The organism is Thioalkalivibrio sp. ALE14 (genome assembly GCF_000376845.1).
Lineage (GTDB): Bacteria > Pseudomonadota > Gammaproteobacteria > Ectothiorhodospirales > Ectothiorhodospiraceae > Thioalkalivibrio.
The window spans coordinates 306,111-327,659 of the sequence record NZ_AQXY01000028.1; the positions used below are offsets into that span (position 1 = coordinate 306,111).

The window sequence follows — 21,549 nt, forward strand, 5'->3', positions numbered from 1 at the left end:
TCAGAAGACCGCGGCCTCGACATCCGGGTAGGTGGTGGCCACCGAGCGGTCGATCTTGTCGTCGAAGCCCGGATAGTCGTCGACCAGTTCGCCCATGCGCTCGCGCACCAGCGGCACGGTCTCGAAATCGGCCAGGCCCTGTTCCACGCCCTCCTCGATCGCCGCCCACAACGTGACCAGGTAGCGCTGCAGACGATCCAGGGTCCGCGCATCCTCCAGCCGGCCGTGGCCGGGCACGACCACAGCCGGCTCCAGCGCGATCAGCTCGTCCAGCAACTCGATCCACCGGGCGACATCGCCATCCCAGACCGATGGCGCACGATCGCTGTAGACCACGTCCCCGGCCAGCAGGACCCGTGCTTGCGGCAGCCAGACACTCAGATCACCCGGCGAATGCGCACCCCCGGACGGGATGATCACGACCTCGGTCCCGCCGAGGTCGCGGGTGATGCGCTCGTCGACTGCGGTATCGGGCAACCGCAGCGTGGTATCGCCAGTCGCACCCTCGGTCATCTCGCGGAAGTTCTCGACCCAGCCCTCGCCCTCGGCCTCCATGCGCGCAATGGACGCGGAACCGGCCATGATCTCCGGCTCCTCGTCGGCGAAGGCCGCGTTGCCCAGCCAGTGATCGCCGTGGCTGTGGCTGTTCACGATCCAGCGCACCGGCTCGTCGGTGACCCCGGCGATCGCTTCGCGCAGGGCCACGCCCATCGTCTCGGAGGAGCCGGTGTCGAACACCAGCACCCCGTCACCGGTCACCACGAACGCCATGTTCGCGTTCCAGCCGAGATTTTCGCGGCTGGGGAAATCCCGGGCGGGCGTCATCACCGCGTAGACACTCGGCGCGACCGCCTCCGGTGTCATCGCGTAGTCCGCGGGCGCCACCGCGCCGGTCGAGCCCGCCGGCACGGCCTGCGGCAGGAGGATCATCACGAACACCAGGGCCCAAAGACCCCCTCTCGTCGGCATCGTCATCAGTCAATCTTCCTCCAGGCGGCTATCGACGCACACATCGGACCATAGACTCTACCCAATCACGGAAGTGCCGATCCTGCGCCGCCGCGCTCCCTGTCGCACCGTGCACCAACCGCGAATGCGTTAGCATCCGGAGAACGTCCCTGCACGGAGTTCACTGTGCGTCAGATCTCTCGCACCTTCCTGACCGGCCTGGCCGCCATACTCCCGGCCGCGATCACGCTGGCGCTGCTGTGGTGGCTGGGGAGCACCGCCGAGGAGGTGCTCGGAGGTCTGCTGCAGGCCATCCTGCCGGACCTGCTCTATTTCCCGGGCATGGGGATCCTGGCCGGGATTGGCCTGATCTTCGGTCTGGGGGTACTGCTTCAGGCCTACGTGGTCCGCTGGCTGTTCGACTGGCTGGAGGGGCTGATGCAGCGCATCCCGGTGGTCAAGACCATCCACGGCACGGTGCGCGATGTGACTCGCCTGCTCTCCGGCGACATTCACGAGCAGTTCGGCCAGGCGGTGCTGGTGCAGTTTCCCGGCACCGACTTCAAGCTGGTGGGCTTCGTCACCCGCGAGGATTTCGCGGGCCTGCCGGACAACCTGGGTGGCCCCGAGACGGTCGCGGTCTACATGCCCATGAGTTACCAGATCGGCGGGTACACCCTGATGCTCCCGCGCGAGCGCATCGAACCGCTGGACCTGTCACTGGAAGACGCGATGCGCTACGCCCTGACCGCCGGTGTCTCCGCGCGCCAGAAAAAGGACTAAGCGGGTAGAATCCGCCGCATGACGGAATACGATCCCAAGCCACGGATACTGGTTGGCGTAAGCGGCGGCATTGCCGCCTACAAGGCCTGCGAACTGGTGCGCGAACTCAAGCGCGCCGGCTGCGCCGTGCGCGTGGCGATGACCGAGGGCGCCCAGGCCTTTGTCACCCCGCTGACTTTCCAGGCCCTGTCCGGCGAGCCGGTGCGCACCGGCTTGCTGGAGGCCGAGGCGGAGTCCGGCATGGATCACATCGCCCTGGCGCGCTGGGCCGACCACGTGGTCGTCGCCCCGGCCACCGCTGACCTGATGGCCCGCATGGCCCACGGCCACGCCGATGACCTGCTGACCACCCTGCTGCTGGCAACCGAGGCCCCGGTAACCCTGGCCCCGGCGATGAACCATCGCATGTGGGCACACCCGGCGACCCGCGCCAACCATACGCTGCTACAGGAGCGCGGCATCCGTTTCCTCGGTCCGGATGCCGGGGAGCAGGCCTGTGGCGAACAGGGGCCCGGGCGGATGTACGAGCCAGCCGCCATTGCCCGGGCCCTCCTGCAACCAGGGCCCGCCCCCCTGGCCGGACGCCGGGTATTGATCACCGCGGGACCGACCCACGAACCGATCGACCCGGTACGCTTTCTGGGTAACCGCAGCTCCGGCCGTATGGGCCTGGCACTGGCCGCCGCGGCGCGCGACGCCGGCGCCGACGTCACCCTGGTCCACGGCCCGATCGCGCTGGCGCCTCCCGCTGGCGTGACCTGTGTCGCCGTGGATACCGCCGCCGCCATGCATGCCGCCGTCCTCGATCATCTGCCCGGAACCGACATCGTTATCGCCGCGGCGGCCGTCGCCGATTATCGTCCGACCGAGCCCCGGCGAGAGAAGCTGAAAAAGGCCCCGGATACGCTGACCCTCGCGCTGGAGCGCACCGCCGACATCCTGGCCGATGTATCCGCACGGGCCGAAACGCTCAGGCCCCGCCCGTTCCTGGTGGGCTTTGCCGCCGAAACCCGCGACCTGCGCGACTACGCCCGCGGCAAGCTGGACACCAAGGGACTGGACCTGATCGCCGCCAACGATGTCAGCACGGGCCAGGCCATCGGCACCCCGGACAACGCCCTGTTATGCCTGTGGCCGGGCGGAGAGCGGGAGTTGCCGCGCCAGCCCAAGACGCAGCTGGCCCGGGCGCTGATCGACCTGATCGTCGAGCGCCTGGCTGAACATAAAACCGACTGATACTGGAAAGGATGACCGGATGCCCGTCCCCGAGATTGACCTGAAGATCCTCGACCCGCGCATGGGTTCGGACTTCCCGCTGCCCGCACCGGCCACGGATGGCTCGGCCGGCGTGGATCTGCGCGCCATGATCGAACAGCCACTGACGCTGGAACCCGGCGCTGCGGAACTGATCCCGACCGGACTGTCCATCCACATCGAGGACCCGGGCTATGCCGGGATGATCCTCCCGCGCTCGGGCCTGGGCCACAAGCACGGCCTGGTGCTGGGCAACCTGGTCGGCCTGATCGACGCCGACTACCAGGGGCCGCTGATGGTCTCCTGCTGGAACCGGGGCACCAACGCCTACACCCTGGAGGTCGGCGAACGCCTGGCGCAGCTGGTCATCGTCCCGGTCGCCCAACCGAAATTCCGCGTCGTCGAGGACTTCGAGGCGACCGCCCGCGGCGCGGGCGGCTTCGGCTCCTCGGGCCGGGGCTGACGGAGGTCACGTCCCGGCCGGGGCCTGCTCGGCAACCGATCGGGAGGGGGTGACAGCCTCTCGCCTGGAGGGCTGCGCCGGGCCGGTATTGGCGCTCCGTCGACGCGGCGGCCCCAGCAGCAGCAACGCCAGGATTGCCGCAAGGCTGAGCGCGCCCAGCCCGAGCATCACGTTGCCCAGAAGCTGCTGCTCGCCCAGCAGGTAGGCATTGCACAGCCGGTCCGGGGCCTCGCGGTAGAGCCAGCCCATCACGAAGAACATCGCCGTAGCCTTGACCCACAGCACCCCGCGCACCAGCAACGGCAGCCGGTGCGCCACCAGCCCCAGCGGCATGCCCGCCAGCAGGACCAACGTCGCAATCTTGGCCCAACCGGCCCCGGCCTCGAGCACGGCCGCATCCAGGTTGCGGGGCAGCAGCCAGTAGACCACGACGAACAACGCCAGCAGCAGGCCCAGTACGCCGTACGCATCCAGGCGGCCCGCCCGGAGGCGCCAGACCTCCGGCAGTGACCGGGCGATCAGCACGCCGGCCAGCACCAGCAACGGGATCTGCACCAGCATATGGCCGATCAGGCTGGCCTCCAGCCACGGCCGCAGCGGCGGCAGGACCAGTACCACCAGCAGGGCCGGCCCCGCCCAGACGGCGGACCGCCGCATCACCAGCGTGGCTCCAGGTAGGCCAGCACGTCGTCCACCGCATCGATGTCGTGAATCGCGGCGACGCGCGCATCCGGCTCGACCACGTAGATGGCCCCGTTGTGCACGAAGTCCTCGCCGTCCGGGATCACCACCACCTGGAAATGATTCAGCAGGCGATCCAGATCCTCGCGGCTGTGCGGACGCGCGAGATACCAGACCTCGGGGTTGGCCGAGAAACGCTCGCCGTACTCGCGCAGGCGCTCGGCATTATCGTTCTCGAGGTCAAAGGTGATACTGAGCAGGGCCACGCGCTCGCCCAGTACCGCCTCCGGCAGCGCCTCCTGGATCCGGTGAAAGCTCGCGCCCAGCGTCGTGCAGGCGTGGTGGCAGCCGGTGTAGATGAAGTCCAGCACCACATAGCGATCCCCCAGCTCGGCCAGGTCCAGCTCCCCGCCTCGCGCATCCTCCAGCGTCATCGCGGGGATCGGTTCGGGATTCTCGCGGGCAGCAACACGGCGCGCCTCCTCCGCGGTGAAGGCGCGATAACCGTCGGTGGCCAGGGCCAGGGTGGTGAACCCACCCAGGCCCAGGGCGATGATCGTCAGCCCGTAGACCGCGTTACGCCACATTGTTCGCCACCCGCTTCAGTCCGGCGAAGAACCGCAGGGCCAGCAGCAGCGTGCCGAGGATCACCAGGGCCGCGGCGACCGAACCCAGCTGGGCATAGGTCGCCCATTCGGGCAGGTGCTCGGCAAAGCGGCGCGGAACGCTGCCAGCCCCGCTGTACAGGAACACCGCCACCAGCGCGAGACCGCCGCCAGTGAAGGTCCAGAACCCCAGCCGGTCGAAGAAGCCGTCGCCCTGCGCCTGCGAGCGGGTCAGCCACGCCATGAAGCCGAACGTCATCGCGACCACGCCCAGCAGCAGATAGAAGTGGAAGTGGCCCGGCACCCAGAGGGTGTTGTGCATAACCGTATTCACCGCGATGGTCGCGTCGATGATCGCCGGGATCACGCCCGCGGCCCAGCCAAACACGCCGAGGAAGGCGAACCCGGAGGCAATGTCCCAGCGAATGCCCGAGCGGTAGACGTTGGTCAGCGCGCCCCAGGCGGTGACCAGCAGCACCGGCAGCCCGCTGGTGTAGGAAATCACCTGCCCCAGCACGTGCAGCGAGGTCGGCTGCGAGAAGTCCATCAGCAGATGGTGCGGATAGACGATCAGCACCATCACGGTGGAGGCGGCCCAGGCCGCGAGGAACACGCGCGAGACCTTCCACGGACGACCGGTGTAACGCGGCAGGATCTCGTAGACCGCGATCACCGCCATGTAGATGGTGGCGTTAATGAACACGTGGCCGAAGAAATAGATCAGGTTCTTGGCCCACAACGCGTCGAGCTCGAAACCCGGCTGATAGAGGTTGATCAGGCTCATGGTCAGGATCGCGGCACCCGCGACAATCCCGAGGGTGTTCACGATCAGCACCATGGTGCTGGCGACCACCGCCGCCGGCGGCGGATCACCGGCCCGTCCGAACAGCTGGGGCAGCCCCAGGGAGCGGCCCAGCCCGCCGCAGTTCGTGATCAACGCGCGGGCGATATCGATGTACAGGAGCAGGAAGCCCACCCCGATCGCCAGCAGCCCGAGGAAGAACGACGCGGCCGCGGCCTGGGTCCACAGCCCCATCGGGGTCTGCGGCAGCGGGTACAGGAAAGTCCAGGCCCCGGCGAACCCGCCAATAAAGATCCCGCCCAGGATCAGCACCGCGCCCAGCAGGAACAGGGCGAGATTGAGCAGGAATACGCCGGTGGAAAGCTCCACGTGGCGCCGCAGGAAGTACCACATGACAGCACTGGAGCCGAGCGCGACGGCCCCGACCATACCGGCGCCGTGCGCCGTCAGCACCTGGTAGAAACCCGCGGCCCCCAGCAGGTCCACGCCCGCCTGCTCCAGGCGCATCAGGAGCCCGAAGACCATCATCAGTAGCAGGACCACAACCGTGGTCGCCAGATAGATAAGCACCGCGTTGCGAGGGCCGCGCGGTACGGCCGTATCCATTGTCGTATCACTCATGTCCGTTTACTCCGTGACGGTGAGTTCGGCGACCATCGCGTGGTGCGCGACGCCGCAGTATTCAAGACACAGCACCCGGTAGGTGCCGGGCTCCTCGAAGGTGTACTCGAGGGTGTTGGTATAGCCCGGCATCGCCTGCGTCTGGGTCAGCAGGGTCAGGTCCTCGTCGTAGATGCCGAAGCCGTGGTTCACGTCCTGACTGGTCACGCGGAACTGCACCGGCTCGCCGGCGCGGAATTCGTCCTGCGACAACTCCCAGCGCCACATGTGACCGGTCACATTGACCGTCTGCACCCCCTCGGCCTCCGCATCGGCGCCGTAGGGCATCAGGGTCAGGGTGTAGAGAAACACCGGGGTGACCACCGCCAGCAGGGCCCAGAAGCTCCAGTCGCGGAGGCGGTAGGACCGCGCCGCCAGTTCGCCGGCATCCACCGCAGCCGGCCGGGAAAAGGCGACCCAGAGAAAAACGGCCGTGACCGGGACGACCAGCAGGATCGTCAGTAACAACGAGACGGATTGCAGCATCGCGGGCTCCCTTTTGTTATATACGCGATGCAGCTTTATACCGATACGTTGCGCGCTCGTCAAACGATGCATACTTGATGAATGTTATGGGAGCGGGCCGCACGAAGGGCGATCGGCAGTGGTAAACTGCGCCCCCAATTGCGGACCACCAAAACGCCATGGATACCCAGACGGCCCATTCCGTTGCCCATGTACTGATCGAGGCGCTGCCCTACATCCAGCGCTTCGCGGGCAAGACCATCGTGATCAAGTACGGCGGCAACGCCATGACCGAGGACCACCTGAAGGCCTCGTTCGCACGCGACATCGTGCTGCTGAAGCAGGTGGGCGTGAATCCCGTGGTGGTCCATGGCGGCGGCCCGCAGATCGGCGAACTGCTCAAGCGCCTGGGCAAGGAGACGGAATTCGTCAACGGCCTGCGCGTGACCGATCGCGAGACCATGGACGTTGTGCAGATGGTACTGGGCGGCATCGTGAACCAGGAGATCGTCTCGCTGATCAACCGCTTCGGCGGACGCGCGGTGGGTCTGACCGGCAAGGACGGGCAGATGATCCGCGCGACCCCACTACGCGAATACGGCGCATCAGGGGGCCAGTCAACCGTGGACCTGGGGCATGTGGGCGAGGTCGAGGGCGTAGACCCCGCGATTGTGCACACCCTGGACGAAAGCGACTTCATCCCGGTGATCGCCCCGATCGGCTTCGACCGCGAAGGCAAGGCCTACAACATCAACGCCGACACCGCAGCGGAAAAGCTCGCAGTGGTGCTGGACGCGGAAAAGCTGTTCCTGCTGACCAACACGCCGGGCGTACTCGACGGCAACGGCAACCTGCTGACCAAACTGTCGGCGCCGCAGGTGGACGAGATGATCCGCGACGGGACCATCCACGGCGGGATGATCCCGAAGATCCGCTGCGCCCTGGATGCGGTGCGCAGCGGGGTGAACGCGACCCATATCGTCGACGGTCGCGTGGAGCACGCGGTCCTGCTGGAATTGCTGACCGACCAGGGCGTGGGGACACTGATCAGCCGCTAGCGCGGCCAATCGGACCTAGCGACTTCCGTTCAGCACCAACTGCCGGAAGTCGCGACGGTCCAGATCCAGACGTTCGTGGATCGCGGACAGCCGGTCACGCTGGCCGCGTCGGTACTGACGCTCACGGGCGATCCGGGCATCCAGTTCCTGTAATTCGTCACGGTAACGGTCGGCCAGCCGGGAGCCCTCGTTCGCGCCATCCAGCTGCCGCCGGATGCGCTCGCGTTCCCGCAGCAGCGTCTTTTCCTGGGCCTCGCTGCGCTGGATGTTGCCGATGATCGAGCGCTCGCGCCGCTCGCGCAGCTCCTCGATCTCGTCCAGCGAGGCATAGGCCCGGCGCAACTGGCGCTCGCGTTCCGCGCGGTCCTGGCGCGCACGCTGGGTCGCCTCCAGGTCGCTTTCCGCCTGTTCGCGTTCGGCCGCGGCCTGGGCTCGCTCCTCGGCGCTCATCGGCGCCGGCAGGACCTCGCGCATCCGGCCCTCGGAGTCGTAGATGCGGCGTTCGCGCTGGCTGGTCTCGGGCTGCGGGGTACTGGAGTAGTGTACGGTCCCGTCATCGTCCACCCAGCGATAGATATCGGCCTGCGCCGGCACCACCAGACCCAGCAGGACCACGCCGGCCACTGCCGGGTATAAAAGGCCTGACCGCTTTCGGTTGCACGCACCCCAAATGACCATTCTCGAACACCTCGGACTCGTCTTGATCGCCATCGTGGCCAACGGCTTCTCGGCCCTGGCCGGTGGCGGAGCGGGTCTGCTGCAGCTGCCCGCCCTGATTTTTCTGGGTCTTCCCTACCCGGTGGCGCTGGCCACCCACAAGATCGCGTCGGTCGCTCTCGGCGCCGGCGCCGGCTTGCGCCACCTCAAGAAAAGCACATTCGAGCCCGCACGCCTAGGGATTATCCTGCTGGCCGGTCTGCCCGGGGTGCTAATCGGTGCCTGGCTGGTGCTCGGAATCCCGCCGCGTGCCGGCGAGATCGCCCTGGGCCTGCTGACCATCGGCCTCGGCTGGTACTCCTGGCGCCGGCCACAACTGGGCCAGGGCGTACGCGAGATCGGCTTTTCCTGGAGGCACGCGCTGATCGGGGCCGGTGGCCTGTTCCTGATCGGCGTACTGAACGGCTCGCTGGCCTCGGGCACCGGGCTGATGGTCACCCTGTGGCTGGTGCGCTGGTACGGCATGAGCTACACCCAGGCCGTGGCCTACACCATGGTCCTGGTGGGCCTCGTCTGGAACGGCGCCGGGGCCTTGATGCTCGGGACGCTGGGCACCGTGCAGTGGGACTGGCTGCCGGCGCTGCTGGTGGGGAGCTTCGTCGGCGGCTACCTCGGCGCCTGGGCGGCGCAACGCTACGGCAACCGCCTGGTCAAGCGCGCCTTCGAAGTGGTCACCGTCCTCACCGGCATCGCCCTGCTCCTCCCCGTCCCTTGACCGCATCACCCGGCCAAAAAGGCAAAAGCTGGACAGGAAGATGGGAAGACTGGAAGAGGGCAAAAAATGTGTCTGGATTCAGAGACGCCGCATTACGCCCACGACACCGAGAGGGCCACAATCCCTCCACACCAGCTCCCTTCCAACCTTCCTGTGAATCGCTCTTGACCTTAAGCGCTTTCTCTCGCGGTCAGCCACCCGGGCTATTCAGCGGGCTCGGCCTCGTTGGGGCTTTCGCAGCGGTTGAGCAGGTCGAAATGCTCGATGCCCTCGAGGAGGCCGCGGGCGTGGGTGGCCCCGGCGAAGAAGATGCGCTGGAAGCCGCGCAGGCTCTCCAGCTCGGGCTGGTGGTTCCCCACCACCACGCCGAGCAGGCGCCCACGCAACATGTCCTCGTCATTGCCGGAGTCGCCGGCGACCAGCACGTGCTCCAGCGGAATGCCCCACTTGTCGGACAGGTAGCGCACCGCCAGCCCCTTGGACGCCCGCACCGGAAGAAGATCCAGGAAGCGATCGTGGGAGTAGATGACCCGGGCGTGCAGGTCCTCGCGGTACAGCCGGGTCTCCACCGTCTCCGCGTCCAGGCTCCCGGGCGGCTCGACGAAGAAGCTCACCTTGAACGCGCGCTGGTCCACATCCGGCTGAAGGACCAGGTTCTTCTCCTTTTGGAGGCACTCGCGCAGTCGGTCGGGCTCCCAGCGATGGCTGATATGCCGCGCCCAGCCACGGTCCTCGGTCTGCTTGGTGCCGTAGTGGATCTCGCTGCCCACCGAGGTGATCCAGACATCCGGCGTGGGTACGCCGTACTCCTCGAGGATCGCTGCGGCGGAGTCGATCCGTCGCCCGGTGGCGACCCCGAAGGCGACCCGCTTGCGGTTGCGCTTGAGCCAGGCGACGAAGGCGCGGGTGGCCTTGTCGTCGCCCAGCAGGGTGTTGTCGATGTCGGTGATCACCGCGCGATCCATCTCCGCCAGATGGCCGGAGACCCGGCGTTCGTGATGGCGCGCCTGGCGTACCTCGCGGGTCAGCGACTTCACCAGTTTCACGTATTTCTCGGCATGGCCATCCCAGGAATAGTGCTGGCGCACGCCCTTGAGCCCGGCGCGCGAATAGCGCTGCCAGCGCGGGCGGTCGGCCAGGATGCCCTGGATCGCGTCGGCGATGCCCTCCGGGTCCAGCGGATCGACCAGCTGGCCGTTATGGCAACGCGAGATGATTTCCTCCGGGCCACCGTCGTTGGTCGCCACGATCGGGGCCCCGCTGGCCGCCGCCTCGATCAGCGTAAGGCCGAAAGGCTCGGTCAGCGCCGGGTTCACGAACACGCCCTTGCTGGACGCGACCAGGCGGTAGAGATCCGGCACGTCGTCGGAGTCGTGGTGCTTGGGATAGGCCACCTGGCCGTAGAGGTCATGCCGGTCGATGCGCAGCAGCAGATCGGTCATGACATCGCGCGCGCCCTTGTCCAGGTCAGCGATGTCGTCACGGTTGCCGGCGACGATCAGCAGGTTGGCGTTCTCGCGCAGCCAGTCATTCCCGGCATAGGCCTCGACCAGGGCGCGGATGTTCTTGCGCTCGTCGGCGCGCGACAGCGCCATGATCAGCGGGCGTTCGGGGTGGCGCAGGAAGCGGCGGATCTCCGGCCAGATCGCCGGCTTGCGGTCGCCGCGCTTCGGCGGGTGGAAGCGCGCCAGATCGGTCCCCGGCGGAATCACCTCCATGCGCTCCGGCTGGTAGTTGTCGTAGGTGGCGTACTGCTCGCCGATCTCCTGGCGGGTGCTGGCGATCACGCGGTGCGCATGCGCCAGCGCCTCCTCCTCGGCGTGGATGCGGGTGGAGATGTTGTAGCGCGCCTCGATGTCGGGGTCCGACATGCCGCTCTCGCGCAGGCGTTCGCGCTTGACCCGCCCCAGGGAGTGACCGGTCTGCAGCATCGGGGAGCCTAGGAGATTGGAGAGCTGCGCCGCGACATGCCCGGCGTCGGCGTAGTGGCCGTGAATCACGTCCGGGCGCAGGCCCACCCGGCGGATATGCCCCAGGGCGTTGTCGGCGAAACAGTCGAGGTACGGCCAGAGCTTTTCCTTACGCAAATAGCGCCGCGGGCCGCAGTCCAGGCGCACGATATGGGCACCATCGCCCAGGTCCTCTTCCGGCTCGGCATAGTCGTCGGCCACCTTGCTGTCGACCACGCGCCGGGTGAGCAGGTCCACCCGGCCCACCTGCGGGTGACGCGCGAGGGCCCGCGCCAGTTCGACCACGTAGAGCGTCTGTCCGCCGGTGTCGGCATCGCGCCCCAGCTCCAGTTCCTGCCCCCGGATCAGACCGTGGACACTGATCAGGACGAGATAGAGGCCTTCGCCGTCGCGTGACTTGCTCTGGGTCTTTTTCATGGCACCTCGGGTTCGGGACTGTCGAACAGGCTCAGGGTCTCGGGATTGTCGATCAGGCCCTGCGAGAGAAGCACGGCGGTCGCCGACCATGTCTGGCGATAGTTGGCGCGGCGCCCGACCAGACGCCCGTGGCGACCGTCGTAGTACTCCGGCCAGTGGTCGCGGTGCAGGCGCTCGGCCGCTACCGCGTGCACGCTGCGCGCCAGATCCGGCCGACCGACCCGCAGGGCGGCCCCGGTGAACGCCCACAAGAGAGCGGGCCAGTTGCCGCCGTTGTGATACGACCACGGGGTGTTCTTCGGGTCGGACCCAGTCAGCAGGCGCCATTCCTCGCCGATCATGGCCGGATAGCAGATCTTCACCGGCATGGTGCCGATCAGGTCCTCGAAACGCTGCTCGAAGGTCTGCATGATCGAACGCGACTGGTGCTCGTCGGCCAGCCCGAACAGCACCGCCAGCAGGTTGCCGAAGCTGAAGAAGCGAAAGTCCATCCGCCCCGGCCCGAGATTGCCGACCAGATAGCCGCTCTCGGAGGGGATCCAGTCCACCAGCCAGTCGGGGATGCTCTCGGGGTAGATGTTCAGCGCGTTCTCGGACTCGTGGCCGAAGTGCTCGGTCCGGTAGCGATGGATGTCGTTCAACCGCTCGAGGTCCAGCCAGTAGTAGTTGCGGATGTAGTCCGACAGCTGCCGGGTACGGATCGCGGACTGCTCGCACAGCAGTTCGGAGTCCTTGTCACAGGGCTCGAGCATGGCCAGCGAGGCCTTCAGCATCCCGTAGAACAGGGCCTGGATCTCCAGCGGGTGGCCGAACACCCCCATGCGCCGGTCGATCATGAAACTGCCGTCCGGCACCAGCAGGGTCGGGAAGACCTCGAAGCGATCCTGCAGGCAGATGCTCAGGATCAAGCGGATGCCGCGCTGCACATCCGGGCTCTTAATGAAGTCGTGGTCCCCTGTACGGTTCTGGTAGGCGCGCAGCAGCAGCACCCACCACATCATCGAATCCACCGGCGCCACGCGCCCGATCGCGCGGTCCCCGAAGTCCGCGGCCAGCGACTCGCGGCCGTTCTCGTCGGTGAACACGCGGAAACTCGCCGGCATCACCCGCGGCAGGCGGCGGTGGCCCTCGATCTCTTCCTGGGTGTCGCGGATCTGCAGGATCAGCGCAAGGAAGTCGCGCACCACCTCGGGCTCGTCGTTCAGCAGATAGACCAGCCCGGAGGGCACGAAGTCACGGATAAAGCAGTCGGCGTAGTTCTCCGCGGGCGCCCGCTCGTCCAGGCTCGCCACGGTGCCAACGGTGCGCCCGCGATAGCGCACCTCGGCATCGCGCAGCAGTTGGTAGGCGGATTCGAGGGTCGGATTACGGGCATCGGGCGGGAGCTGATTCATGACCCCGAGTCTATGTAAACGCGTGCGTTTGTGCACGCACCGGGACCGCTTGCAGCGCTCCCATAAACTTCATACAGTATGCATTATTATCAAGAAAGCGAGTGATTACTTGCATGAAGCGCAAGTCGGGTGAAGAGCGACGCGAGGAAATCGTTCGGGCATTGCTTGACCTGACGGCCGAGCGCGGTACCCGGGAGATTTCCACTCAGGCCATTGCCGACCGGGTGGGGATCGCCCAGCCCACGATCTTCCGGCATTTCCCGACCCGCGACGCCATCTTCCGAGCGGCCCTGGATTCCATTGGCCGCAAGCTCCTGGACGTACTCACACCGATGCTCTCCGGACGAGGGCCGGCCGACGTCCGTCTGCGCAAACTCCTGAGCCGGCAATTGCGGTTCATCAGTCGTCGAAAGGGTCTGCCTCGTCTGATCTTTTCCGAACGCCTGCATCTGGAAGACCCCGAGCTGAAGGCCGTGGTCCGCGACATCATCGACCGCTATACCGCGCGGCTGGAGGAACTGCTCCGGGACGGCGTCCACCAGGGATGCTTTCGCCAGGACCTGGACACGGCCGAGACCGCGCGCCTGATCGTGGCGCTGATCCAGGGGCTGGTCATGCGCTGGTCGCTCTCCGACTTCGAGTTTCCGCTTGACCAGCAGGGCGAGGTGCTTTGGCGCCTGCTGGAGCCTGCATTGCGGGCACCGCAGGGCCCGCCAGATCAGGCACCCGGCCCGCACGCGAACACATCCGACTAACCCGAGGAGACTGGATATGCCCTTCCCCCGAGCCACAAGCCGTGCCGCCCTGGTCGTCGCCGTTCTCGCCATGCCCCTGGCCAGCACTGCGGCGGCCGATACCTTTCAGTCCGTGATGCAGGGGCTCGCGGACGACATGAACCGGGTGCAGTCCGCGCTGTTCGTCGAGGACTTCGACACCGCCACCGAGGCCGCCGAGGCGATCGCGGATCACCCGAAACCCTCGCTCGGCGAGCGGCGGCGTGTCCTGTCGGCAGTCGGGTCGCGAGTCAGCGAGTTTCGTGCGCTGGACCAGCGGGTGCACGAAACCGCCAAAGGGCTTGCCAACGCGGCGCGGGACCAGGATCTGGACCAGTCCATCCGCTACCACGGCAGGCTCGTGAATGCCTGCATCGCCTGCCACAGTGCATTCCGCGAGGACGTGGTCAGCGCCCTGTCCCCGGAAAATGCGCCGGAACGCTGAGCAGCACATGAACGCCTCCCGCACCTCATCCAGACGCCGTGGCCTTCGGCGGACCCTGGGCCTCCTCGCATTGGCCGGGGTGGTGATCGTGACGGCCTGGAGCGCGACGGACCGGCTGTCGGAAAGGTTTTTCCCCGAGGCCGCGCGCGCCGTGCCACCGCCGGCCGTCACCACGATCTCCGCGGAACCCACGCGGGCCACGTTCTATAGCCCTGTGTATCGGGGCAGCATTGAGACCCACGACGAGACGACCATCTCGGCCCGGATCACCGCCCAGGTACTGGAAAGCCCCCTGAACGCCGGCGACCGGGTCGAAGCGGGTGAAGTCCTGGTGCGCATGGATACCGACGAGACGCGTCTGGAGGTCCGCCAGAGAGAGGCCGCCGACCAGCGCCTGGATGGGGAACGGGCCACCGCCCAGCGCAACCTCGATCGCCAGCAGGACCTCTTTGCCCGGGATCTGATCCCGGAAAGCGAACTCGACGACGCTCGCCAGCGCGTCGCCACACTGGAAGCCCAGCTCCGGGAGAACCGCTCCGCGCTGGAACTGGCCCGCAAACGCCTCGAATACACAACGGAGCGGGCCCCCTTCACCGCCCAGGTGCAGCGCACCCATGTCCGCCCCGGCGACCTGGCCGTTTCGGGCCAGCCCCTGATCGAACTGGTCGGCCTCGAGAAGCTGCATGCGGTCCTGCGCGTGCCGGAGCGCGACATCCTGCTGCTCGAACCTGGCCTGGACGTCGAGCTGACCATCCCCGCCATGGAACGTACCGTGACGACCCGGCTGGACCGGGTCCACCCCACACTGGAGCCCACCCGGCGCAGCGGGAGCTTCGAAACGCGTCTGTCCGACCCACCGGAGGGGCTGCGCCCCGGCATGGCGGTAAAGGCACGGGTCGTCCTGGATCACGTGGACCCGGTCATCCGCGTGCCGGCTCACGCGGTCCGGAGCGACACCGATCACCAGTGGGTCTATCGGCTGGAAGACGGACACGCATACCGCACGGAAGTGGTGACACGGTCCTTGCCGAACGGAGAACAGGCGATTCTCGAGGGCATCGAGCCGGGTGACCGCATCATCGTGACGCCGGATCGCCGGATCCGGGACGGGATGCCCGTGCACGCCGTGGACGACAGCCCCCGATGACCTGGGTCGAAGGCCTCCTTCGGTACCGGCACACGGTACTGGCCCTTCTGGCGGCCGCCCTGATCCTGGGCCTGCAGGCGCGCTTCGATTTGCCCGTCCAGCTGTTTCCCGATACCGATCCGCCGACCGTCACGGTCATCACGGAATACCCCGGCATGGCGGCCCTGGATGTCGATCGCGAACTCACACGCCTGCTGGAGGAGGAGTTTGCCAGCCTCGATGGCGTCACCCGCATCCGTTCCTCCAGCCAGACCGGCCTGTCCGTGGCACGGGTGGAATTCGACTACGGCATCACCAGCGCCCTCGCCGCGGTGGACGTCCAGAACGCCGTCGGCCGGTTGCGCCCGGACCTGCCTGCCACCATCGAAGAACCACAGATCCTGGAGTTCTCCACCGCCGACAAGCCGATCGTCACCATCGCCCTGACCAGCGACACCCTGGCGCTCGACGCGATCCGCGAACAGGCCGACAACGCGATACGGGAACGGCTCGAATGGATCCCCGGCGTCGCCGCGATCGACGTGGTCGGCGGACACAAGAGGGAACTTCATGTTGCGCTCGATCCCGAACGCACCGAGGCCCTCGGGATCGACATGTCCCGGGTACTGGAGGCCCTCGACGACTGGAATCTCATGGCGCCGGGCGGTCGTGTCCGCATCGGTGAGCTCGAGAGTGTGGTGCGGTTCGACGCGCCGCTGCGCAGCGAGGCCGATGCACGCGGGATTATCCTCATCGCAGACGGCGATACGCGTGTGCGCCTGGGCGATCTCGCCCGCGTCCGTCTGGAGCCCGGCGAGCCCCGCTCGGCCTACCGTCATGACGGCCGGGCGGCGATTGCCGTGCAGGTGCTGCGGCGGGACGATGCCAACACGGTGGAGGTGGCCGCGCGCGTGCGCGAGGCGCTGGGACCCCTGCGCGACGCCGCGCCCGAGCTGGACATCGTCGTCGCCGACGATGATTCGGTGTTCACCGAGAAGGTGATCGCCGACATGACGCAGACCGTGATGATCGCCATCGCCCTGACGATGGTGATCGTCCTGCTGTTTCTCGCTGATCTGCGTCAGGCCGGGATCATCGCCCTCTCCATTCCGGCGGCGTTCCTGGCGACCTTCGGCCTGATGCAACTGGCCGGCCTGGATCTGAACATGGTCACCATGTCGGCGCTGATCCTGGCGATCGGCCTGCTGGTCGACGACGGCATCGTGATCCTCGAGAACATCCACCGTCACCTGGACGAAGAGGGCCAACCCCCGCGCCAGGCGGCCATCGAGGGGGTCGGCGAGGTCTTCGGCGCCAAGCTGGGCGGCACGCTGACCACGCTCGGCGTACTGCTGCCTCTCACGTTCATGGGCGGCTTTGTCGGCGAGCTGTTCCGTCCGCTGGCACTGACCCTGGCGTTCGCCCTCGGCGCGTCGTTCGTGATGGCCGTCACCCTGATCCCGCTGCTGGCCACCTACTGGCTGCGCCCTGCAACGGCGACCGCCACCCCGCGCTGGCGGGAGACCCTGGAGGCACCGGCGCGCGGCGTCCGTCACCTCTATCTGGACGTGCTGGCCCTGGCGCTAAAGCGTCCGCTGGCGACGCTGGCAGTGGCGGTCATGCTGCTGGCCCTCAGCCTGGGCATGCTCCGCATGACCGGGAGCGAGATGCTGCCGCGTTTCGACTCGGGCAGTTTCCAGGTTCTGGTCGACCTGGCGCCGGGCACCCGGCTAGACACCACCCTGGCAACCCTGGAACCCGTCGAGCAGTATCTGGCCGAACACGAATACGTCGTGGATGTCAGCGGCCAGTTCGGCCACGAAGCCGGGGCCCGCTCGATGGGCGACCGCGGCGCCATGGGCGTCAATCAGGCCGAGATCACGGTGACGCTGCTGCCGCGGACGCAACGTTCCCTCACACAATGGGAGATCATGGACGACGTGCGCCAGCGCCTGGAGGCCACGCCGGGCGTGACCCTCGCCGTGCCCCGCGAACTCGGCGGCACCGCGCGCTCGTCAACCGCCGCCCCGATCATCGCCCGGATCAGTGGCGAGCAGGCGCAAACCCTGGACCGCACGGCGAGCGAACTGCTGGACCATCTTGCCGGCATTCCCGGGATTACCGACCTGTACAAGGACTGGGCCCTCGACACCCCCGAGGTGCGGGTCCGGGTCGATCATGACCGGGCCGCCGAACTCGGTCTCACCGGGGCCGGGCTTGCCCGTGCGGTTCACCAGGCCATGGACGGCGCCGTCGCCACACGCTTCCGCCAGCCACCAAAGCGGGACCTGGACGTCCTCGGCTTCCACCTGGGGCGTCCACTTTCCGAGGTAGTCGCCGACGTGCAACAGCGTCTGGACAGCTTCACCGCCCCCGACGGCTATCCGGCGACGCTGGCCGGCGAGCAGGCGGACTTCGACGAGGCGCGTGACCACATGATGCGCGCACTGCTGCTGGCCGCACTGGCGGTCTACCTCCTGCTGGTCGTGCAGTTCCGCAGCTTCGCCCACCCGGTCATCATCATGACCGCCATTCCGTTGCAGTTCATCGGCGTGGTCGCCGCGCTGCTGATCGCCGGAAAGTACGTCTCCATGCCGGCGCTGCTCGGGATCATCCTGCTGATCGGCATCGTGGTGAACAACAGCATCATCCTGCTCGACCTGGCCCGGCGCCGGCTCGCCGAGGGCCGCGACATTTATGCCGCCGTGACCGAGGCGGTGGAAACCCGCATGCGCCCCATCATGATGACCGCGCTGTCCACAATCGCCGGGATGCTGCCGCTGGCCCTGGAGATGGCCGTCGGGGCCGAACGTTTCTCGCCGATTGCCACGGTCATCATCGGGGGCATCCTGGCCGCGACCGTTCTCACGCTGGTGGTAATCCCGGCCCTGTTCGTGATCCTGCACCGATTCGGACCGGCACCCGCCAAGGGGTAAGTACGGATACGCTGTCAGGCCTCCGGGTGCACGGGCATGGGCGGCTCGGCGGCCGGCCGGGCAAACAGGTAGCCCTGGCAGTAGTCGACCCGGTCCTTCAGCCAGCGCCACTCGTCGGCCGTCTCGATCCCTTCGGCCACCACCTGGATATCCAGGTCTCGGGCGAGCTCGACGATCTTGTCGAGGATCTTCTGCTGGTAGACGTCACCGTCGATGCCACTGACCAGTTCGCGGTCGATCTTCACGAAATCCGGGCGCAGCTGCGACAGCATGTTCAGCGAGGCGTAGCCGGCCCCCAGGTCGTCGAGCGCCACCTGGAACCCGGCCCGCCGGTAGCGCTCCACGATCCGTGACAGGTGCTCGATGTCCGTGACCTGATCGCTCTCGATGACTTCGAACACGAAGCCGCTGGGGCCAACCCGGTCCGCCGGGCGCGACATGATCTCGCGCACCGTGGTCTCCAGGCAGAAGGCCGGGTCGTAGATCGCGGTCGGATTGAAGTTGATGAACAGCCGGCTGCCGATCCCGCGTTCGCTGGCGCGGCGAATCGCGTTGATCCGGGCCGACCGATCCAGATGGAACAGCAACTCGGCGTTGCGCGCCGTCTTGAACAGCTCCGACGGCGGGATCGGATCACCCGCCGGCGTGGCGGCCCGCACCAGGGCCTCGTAGGCAAAGACCTCCGAAGGGTCCGTCGCATGCACGATGGGCTGGAAGTGGAAGTCCAGGGCATCGTTGGCCAGGATCGCGGAGAGATCGCGGGCATTGTGCCGGGCGATCAGCGTGGACAGCAGATGGGTGTCCTGCAGGTGCCTCAGGCCAAAGTCCTCGCCCTCGGGCACGAAGGTCGCGCGGCAACCGGCCTGCTCCGAGCTGCTCAGGGCCTGCTCCAGGCGCACCAGCATCTCACCCAGCCCGCCGGTACCCTTCACTGGCAGGGCCAGGATCCCCGAGGTCGGCTCGGCACAGGGCAGCCGTTCGTCTACCATGCGCTGACGCAGGGCCGCGCGGGTATGCGCCAGGACCGGCGCCAGATAGAGGGTGCCGGACGCTGCCGGCAGCAGGTCAATACGTTCGCAATCGGGACAACCCACGACCACCTCCAGCGGTCTTTTCCTTGGTCGGGCGACGAGAACCCGGCGTCATCCTGCAGGTCCCATCACCATAACCATCACGTGTTGACAGACAATCCTATCGACCCGGAGGTTGCATGAGTCAAACCGATCGCCCGACGGACGCCGAACTGCGCGAACGTCTCACGCCGGAACAATACCGCATCGCCCGCGAGGGTGGTACGGAAAGACCGTTCACCGGCGACTACACCCACCACAAGGCGGACGGCACCTATCACTGCGTCGCCTGCGGAGCCGCGCTGTTCGACTCCCGCGCCAAGTTCGACTCCGGCAGCGGCTGGCCCAGCTACACCGCGCCCGCGAGCGAGGACGCCGTCGACGAACACCGCGACCGTTCACTGGGGATGGAACGCACCGAGGTGCGCTGCGCACGCTGCGACTCGCACCTGGGGCATGTCTTCCCCGACGGTCCGGCGCCCACTGGCCTGCGCTACTGCATCAACTCGGCGGTGCTGGACTTTCATCCACGCGACTGACCTGATCAAACCTTCCGGGCCATGACGGCTCGGGATACCCCTGAAGGGAGTCTCATGTCCGGCCAGACCACCCCGCGCGAGCGCGCCAACGTCCTGATCCTCGCCCTCGGGCAGGCCCTGTTCCTGATCACCGCGGTCACGGTGATGACCCTGAGCGGCGTGGTCGGGGAGCGCCTGGCGACCGATCCGGCCCTGGCCACCCTGCCAGTCGCCGCGATGATGGTCGGAACGCTGGTCACCACCCTGCCGGCCTCGCTGTTCATGAAGCGCTTCGGGCGGCGCACCGGCTTCCTGCTGGGCACCAGCGTGGGCGGAGCCGGTGGCGCCGTGCTGGCCGCGGCCGGCGTCTTCGCCGAGGCCTTCTGGCTGTTCGTACTGGGCAACCTTCTGCTGGGGGCCTACCAGGCCTTCGCCATGTACTACCGCTTTGCCGCCGCCGATGTCGCCAGCCCCGCCTTCCGCCCGCGCGCGATCTCGCTGGTGATGGCCGGCGGCGTCGTGGCCGCCTTCCTCGGCCCGTGGAACGCCCACCACGCCCAGGCCCTGTTGCCGGGCACGCCGGAGGCCGGTCCCTACCTGGTCCTCGGCGCCCTGGCCCTGCTGGCGATGACGCTGCTGGCCTGGCTGCGCGTGCCGGCGCCACCGCCAGAGGAACGCGGGCCGGCCCGGCCAATGCGCGAGATCCTGCCGCAGGGGCGCTTCCTCGTCGCGCTGGCCGCCGCCGCGCTGGGCTATGCGGTCATGGTGCTGCTGATGACGGCGACGCCGCTGGCCATGCGCCACGCCGGCTTCGACATGGGCCAGATCGCCCTGGTCATGCAGTGGCATGTATTGGGGATGTTCGCCCCCTCGTTTGTGACTGGCCACCTGATCACCCGCCTCGGGATCACGCGCATCCTGGCACTCGGCAATGCACTGGTGCTGTTCAGCGTCGCGATCGCCGCGCACGGGGAGACGCTGGCGCATTTCTGGCTGGCGCTGTTCCTGCTGGGGGTCGGCTGGAATTTCCTGTTTATCGGCGGCAGTACGCTGCTGACGACCACGCATACGGCCACCGAGAAGGGCAAGGTCCAGGGCGTGAACGACCTGACCATCTTCACGCTGGTCACGGCCGGGTCGCTGCTGGCCGGGGCGCTGCTGCGGCCGCTGGGATGGGACGGGATGAATCTCGCGATGCTGCCGGTGATCGCGGTACTCACCGTCGCCATCCTCTGGCTCTGGCGTGATGACGCTCGCGCCCCGGCGCGCGCCTGACCTCGCCACACGCCAGCTACGAACGCTGAAGGCTTCGCTATCGCTGATTGGCTGGTCCCGGTTCGTCTCCCGGTGTTTACGGTGCCTCCGGTCCGGCGCCTGCCTCGTGGTGGCTGGTCCTGGTTCGTCCTCCGGTGTTTACGTGCCTCCGGTCCGCCGCCTGCCTCGCGGTGGCTGGTCCTGGTTCGTCCTCCGGTGTTTACGTGCCTCCGGTCCGCCGCCTGCCTCGCGGTGGCTGGCCCTGGTTCGTCCTCCGGTGTTTACGGTGGCTTCGTCCGGCCGCCTGCCAGGCGCTGACTCGCCAGCGCGCCCCGAGGTACTTCTTTGCTCGTGCAAAGAAGTACCCAAGAAACACGCCCGACTGCCGCGACCCCAGCCCGCTGCGCGGGCCGGGGTTTCCCTCGCTCCGAGGCTTTTCGCGGGCGGCGCTGAACTCGCTGCGCCTGCGGCTTCGCTCAGACATCCAGCGCCTCT

The 21,549-nt window shown here is 67.5% G+C and carries 20 protein-coding genes; 11 read left to right on the forward strand and 9 right to left on the reverse strand.

What is annotated here, in order from left to right; translation table 11 throughout:
* Positions 1–975: an MBL fold metallo-hydrolase gene (locus F572_RS0109325; RefSeq protein ID WP_026143104.1), complete on the reverse strand. Its 975-nt coding sequence runs from the start codon at positions 973–975 to the stop codon at positions 1–3.
* A gap of 159 nt (positions 976–1,134) precedes the next feature.
* Between F572_RS0109325 and F572_RS0109330 the strand changes: the two genes are divergently transcribed.
* The 3 genes from F572_RS0109330 to dut are packed head-to-tail and all read left to right on the forward strand — an operon-like array spanning position 1,135 to position 3,448.
* Positions 1,135–1,731, forward strand: a complete 597-nt coding sequence (locus F572_RS0109330) for a DUF502 domain-containing protein (RefSeq protein ID WP_017942584.1) — start codon at positions 1,135–1,137, stop codon at positions 1,729–1,731.
* Between the two features lie 18 nt (positions 1,732–1,749).
* Complete coding sequence (gene coaBC / locus F572_RS0109335) at positions 1,750–2,967, forward strand: bifunctional phosphopantothenoylcysteine decarboxylase/phosphopantothenate--cysteine ligase CoaBC (RefSeq protein ID WP_017942583.1); 1,218 nt, start codon at positions 1,750–1,752, stop codon at positions 2,965–2,967.
* 19 nt (positions 2,968–2,986) lie between these two features.
* Positions 2,987–3,448 (forward strand): dUTP diphosphatase, encoded by a 462-nt coding sequence (dut, locus tag F572_RS0109340; RefSeq protein ID WP_017942582.1) that lies wholly within the window; start codon positions 2,987–2,989, stop codon positions 3,446–3,448.
* A 6-nt stretch (positions 3,449–3,454) separates the two neighbouring features.
* Here dut and F572_RS0109345 read toward each other — a convergent pair whose 3' ends face one another.
* From F572_RS0109345 to F572_RS0109360, 4 genes are read right to left on the reverse strand one after another with little or no spacing between them, the layout of a single operon-like run.
* The gene (locus F572_RS0109345; protein WP_017942581.1) at positions 3,455–4,105 is read right to left on the reverse strand and encodes a hypothetical protein; all 651 of its coding nucleotides are present in this window, start codon (positions 4,103–4,105) and stop codon (positions 3,455–3,457) included.
* Entirely contained in the window at positions 4,105–4,716 is a 612-nt protein-coding gene (locus F572_RS0109350; protein WP_017942580.1) for an SCO family protein, read from the reverse strand. Before F572_RS0109350 ends, F572_RS0109345 begins: the two co-directional genes overlap by 1 nt.
* Positions 4,706–6,157: a cbb3-type cytochrome c oxidase subunit I gene (locus F572_RS0109355; RefSeq protein ID WP_026143103.1), complete on the reverse strand. Its 1,452-nt coding sequence runs from the start codon at positions 6,155–6,157 to the stop codon at positions 4,706–4,708. The genes F572_RS0109350 and F572_RS0109355 overlap by 11 nt, the downstream gene beginning before the upstream one ends.
* A 6-nt stretch (positions 6,158–6,163) precedes the next feature.
* The gene (locus tag F572_RS0109360) at positions 6,164–6,682 is read right to left on the reverse strand and encodes a hypothetical protein (RefSeq protein WP_017942578.1); all 519 of its coding nucleotides are present in this window, start codon (positions 6,680–6,682) and stop codon (positions 6,164–6,166) included.
* A 158-nt stretch (positions 6,683–6,840) separates the two neighbouring features.
* Between F572_RS0109360 and argB the strand changes: the two genes are divergently transcribed.
* Positions 6,841–7,719: an acetylglutamate kinase gene (gene argB, locus F572_RS0109365; protein WP_017942577.1), complete on the forward strand. Its 879-nt coding sequence runs from the start codon at positions 6,841–6,843 to the stop codon at positions 7,717–7,719.
* Positions 7,720–7,734: 15 nt separating this feature from the next.
* On the opposite strand, the gene F572_RS0109370 is transcribed toward argB, so the two are convergent.
* On the reverse strand, positions 7,735–8,397 hold the full coding sequence (locus tag F572_RS0109370; RefSeq protein WP_196794012.1) for a DUF4124 domain-containing protein: 663 nt from the start codon (positions 8,395–8,397) through the stop codon (positions 7,735–7,737).
* Here F572_RS0109370 and F572_RS0109375 point away from each other — a divergent pair.
* Positions 8,390–9,151, forward strand: a complete 762-nt coding sequence (locus tag F572_RS0109375; RefSeq protein ID WP_017942575.1) for a sulfite exporter TauE/SafE family protein — start codon at positions 8,390–8,392, stop codon at positions 9,149–9,151. The genes F572_RS0109370 and F572_RS0109375 overlap by 8 nt on opposite strands.
* 203 nt (positions 9,152–9,354) lie before the next feature.
* Here F572_RS0109375 and F572_RS0109380 read toward each other — a convergent pair whose 3' ends face one another.
* Both F572_RS0109380 and F572_RS0109385 read right to left on the reverse strand, forming a co-directional pair.
* Positions 9,355–11,538, reverse strand: a complete 2,184-nt coding sequence (locus F572_RS0109380; protein ID WP_017942574.1) for an HAD-IIB family hydrolase — start codon at positions 11,536–11,538, stop codon at positions 9,355–9,357.
* The gene (locus tag F572_RS0109385) at positions 11,535–12,932 is read right to left on the reverse strand and encodes a glycoside hydrolase 100 family protein (protein ID WP_017942573.1); all 1,398 of its coding nucleotides are present in this window, start codon (positions 12,930–12,932) and stop codon (positions 11,535–11,537) included. Before F572_RS0109385 ends, F572_RS0109380 begins: the two co-directional genes overlap by 4 nt.
* Before the next feature lie 113 nt (positions 12,933–13,045).
* On the opposite strand from F572_RS0109385, the gene F572_RS0109390 reads away from it, so the two are divergent.
* The 4 genes from F572_RS0109390 to F572_RS0109405 are packed head-to-tail and all read left to right on the forward strand — an operon-like array spanning position 13,046 to position 18,212.
* Entirely contained in the window at positions 13,046–13,687 is a 642-nt protein-coding gene (locus tag F572_RS0109390) for a TetR/AcrR family transcriptional regulator (RefSeq protein WP_017942572.1), read from the forward strand.
* Between the two features lie 16 nt (positions 13,688–13,703).
* On the forward strand, positions 13,704–14,150 hold the full coding sequence (locus F572_RS0109395) for a cytochrome c (protein WP_017942571.1): 447 nt from the start codon (positions 13,704–13,706) through the stop codon (positions 14,148–14,150).
* A gap of 7 nt (positions 14,151–14,157) precedes the next feature.
* Positions 14,158–15,297, forward strand: coding sequence for an efflux RND transporter periplasmic adaptor subunit (locus F572_RS0109400; RefSeq protein WP_018158447.1), 1,140 nt, complete (start codon positions 14,158–14,160; stop codon positions 15,295–15,297).
* Complete coding sequence (locus tag F572_RS0109405) at positions 15,294–18,212, forward strand: efflux RND transporter permease subunit (protein WP_017942569.1); 2,919 nt, start codon at positions 15,294–15,296, stop codon at positions 18,210–18,212. Before F572_RS0109400 ends, F572_RS0109405 begins: the two co-directional genes overlap by 4 nt.
* A 14-nt stretch (positions 18,213–18,226) precedes the next feature.
* Here the strand turns inward: F572_RS0109405 and F572_RS0109410 are convergent, their stop codons facing one another.
* Positions 18,227–19,306, reverse strand: coding sequence for an EAL domain-containing protein (locus F572_RS0109410; RefSeq protein WP_026143102.1), 1,080 nt, complete (start codon positions 19,304–19,306; stop codon positions 18,227–18,229).
* Between the two features lie 116 nt (positions 19,307–19,422).
* Here F572_RS0109410 and msrB point away from each other — a divergent pair, with 116 nt between their 5' ends.
* Positions 19,423–19,821 carry a peptide-methionine (R)-S-oxide reductase MsrB gene (gene msrB, locus F572_RS0109415; RefSeq protein ID WP_017942567.1) on the forward strand — a complete coding sequence of 133 codons (399 nt, stop codon included), beginning with the start codon at positions 19,423–19,425 and terminating at the stop codon, positions 19,819–19,821.
* A 54-nt stretch (positions 19,822–19,875) separates the two neighbouring features.
* The gene (locus tag F572_RS0109420; protein ID WP_017942566.1) at positions 19,876–21,075 is read left to right on the forward strand and encodes an MFS transporter; all 1,200 of its coding nucleotides are present in this window, start codon (positions 19,876–19,878) and stop codon (positions 21,073–21,075) included.
* Positions 21,076–21,549: the final 474 nt, after the last annotated feature.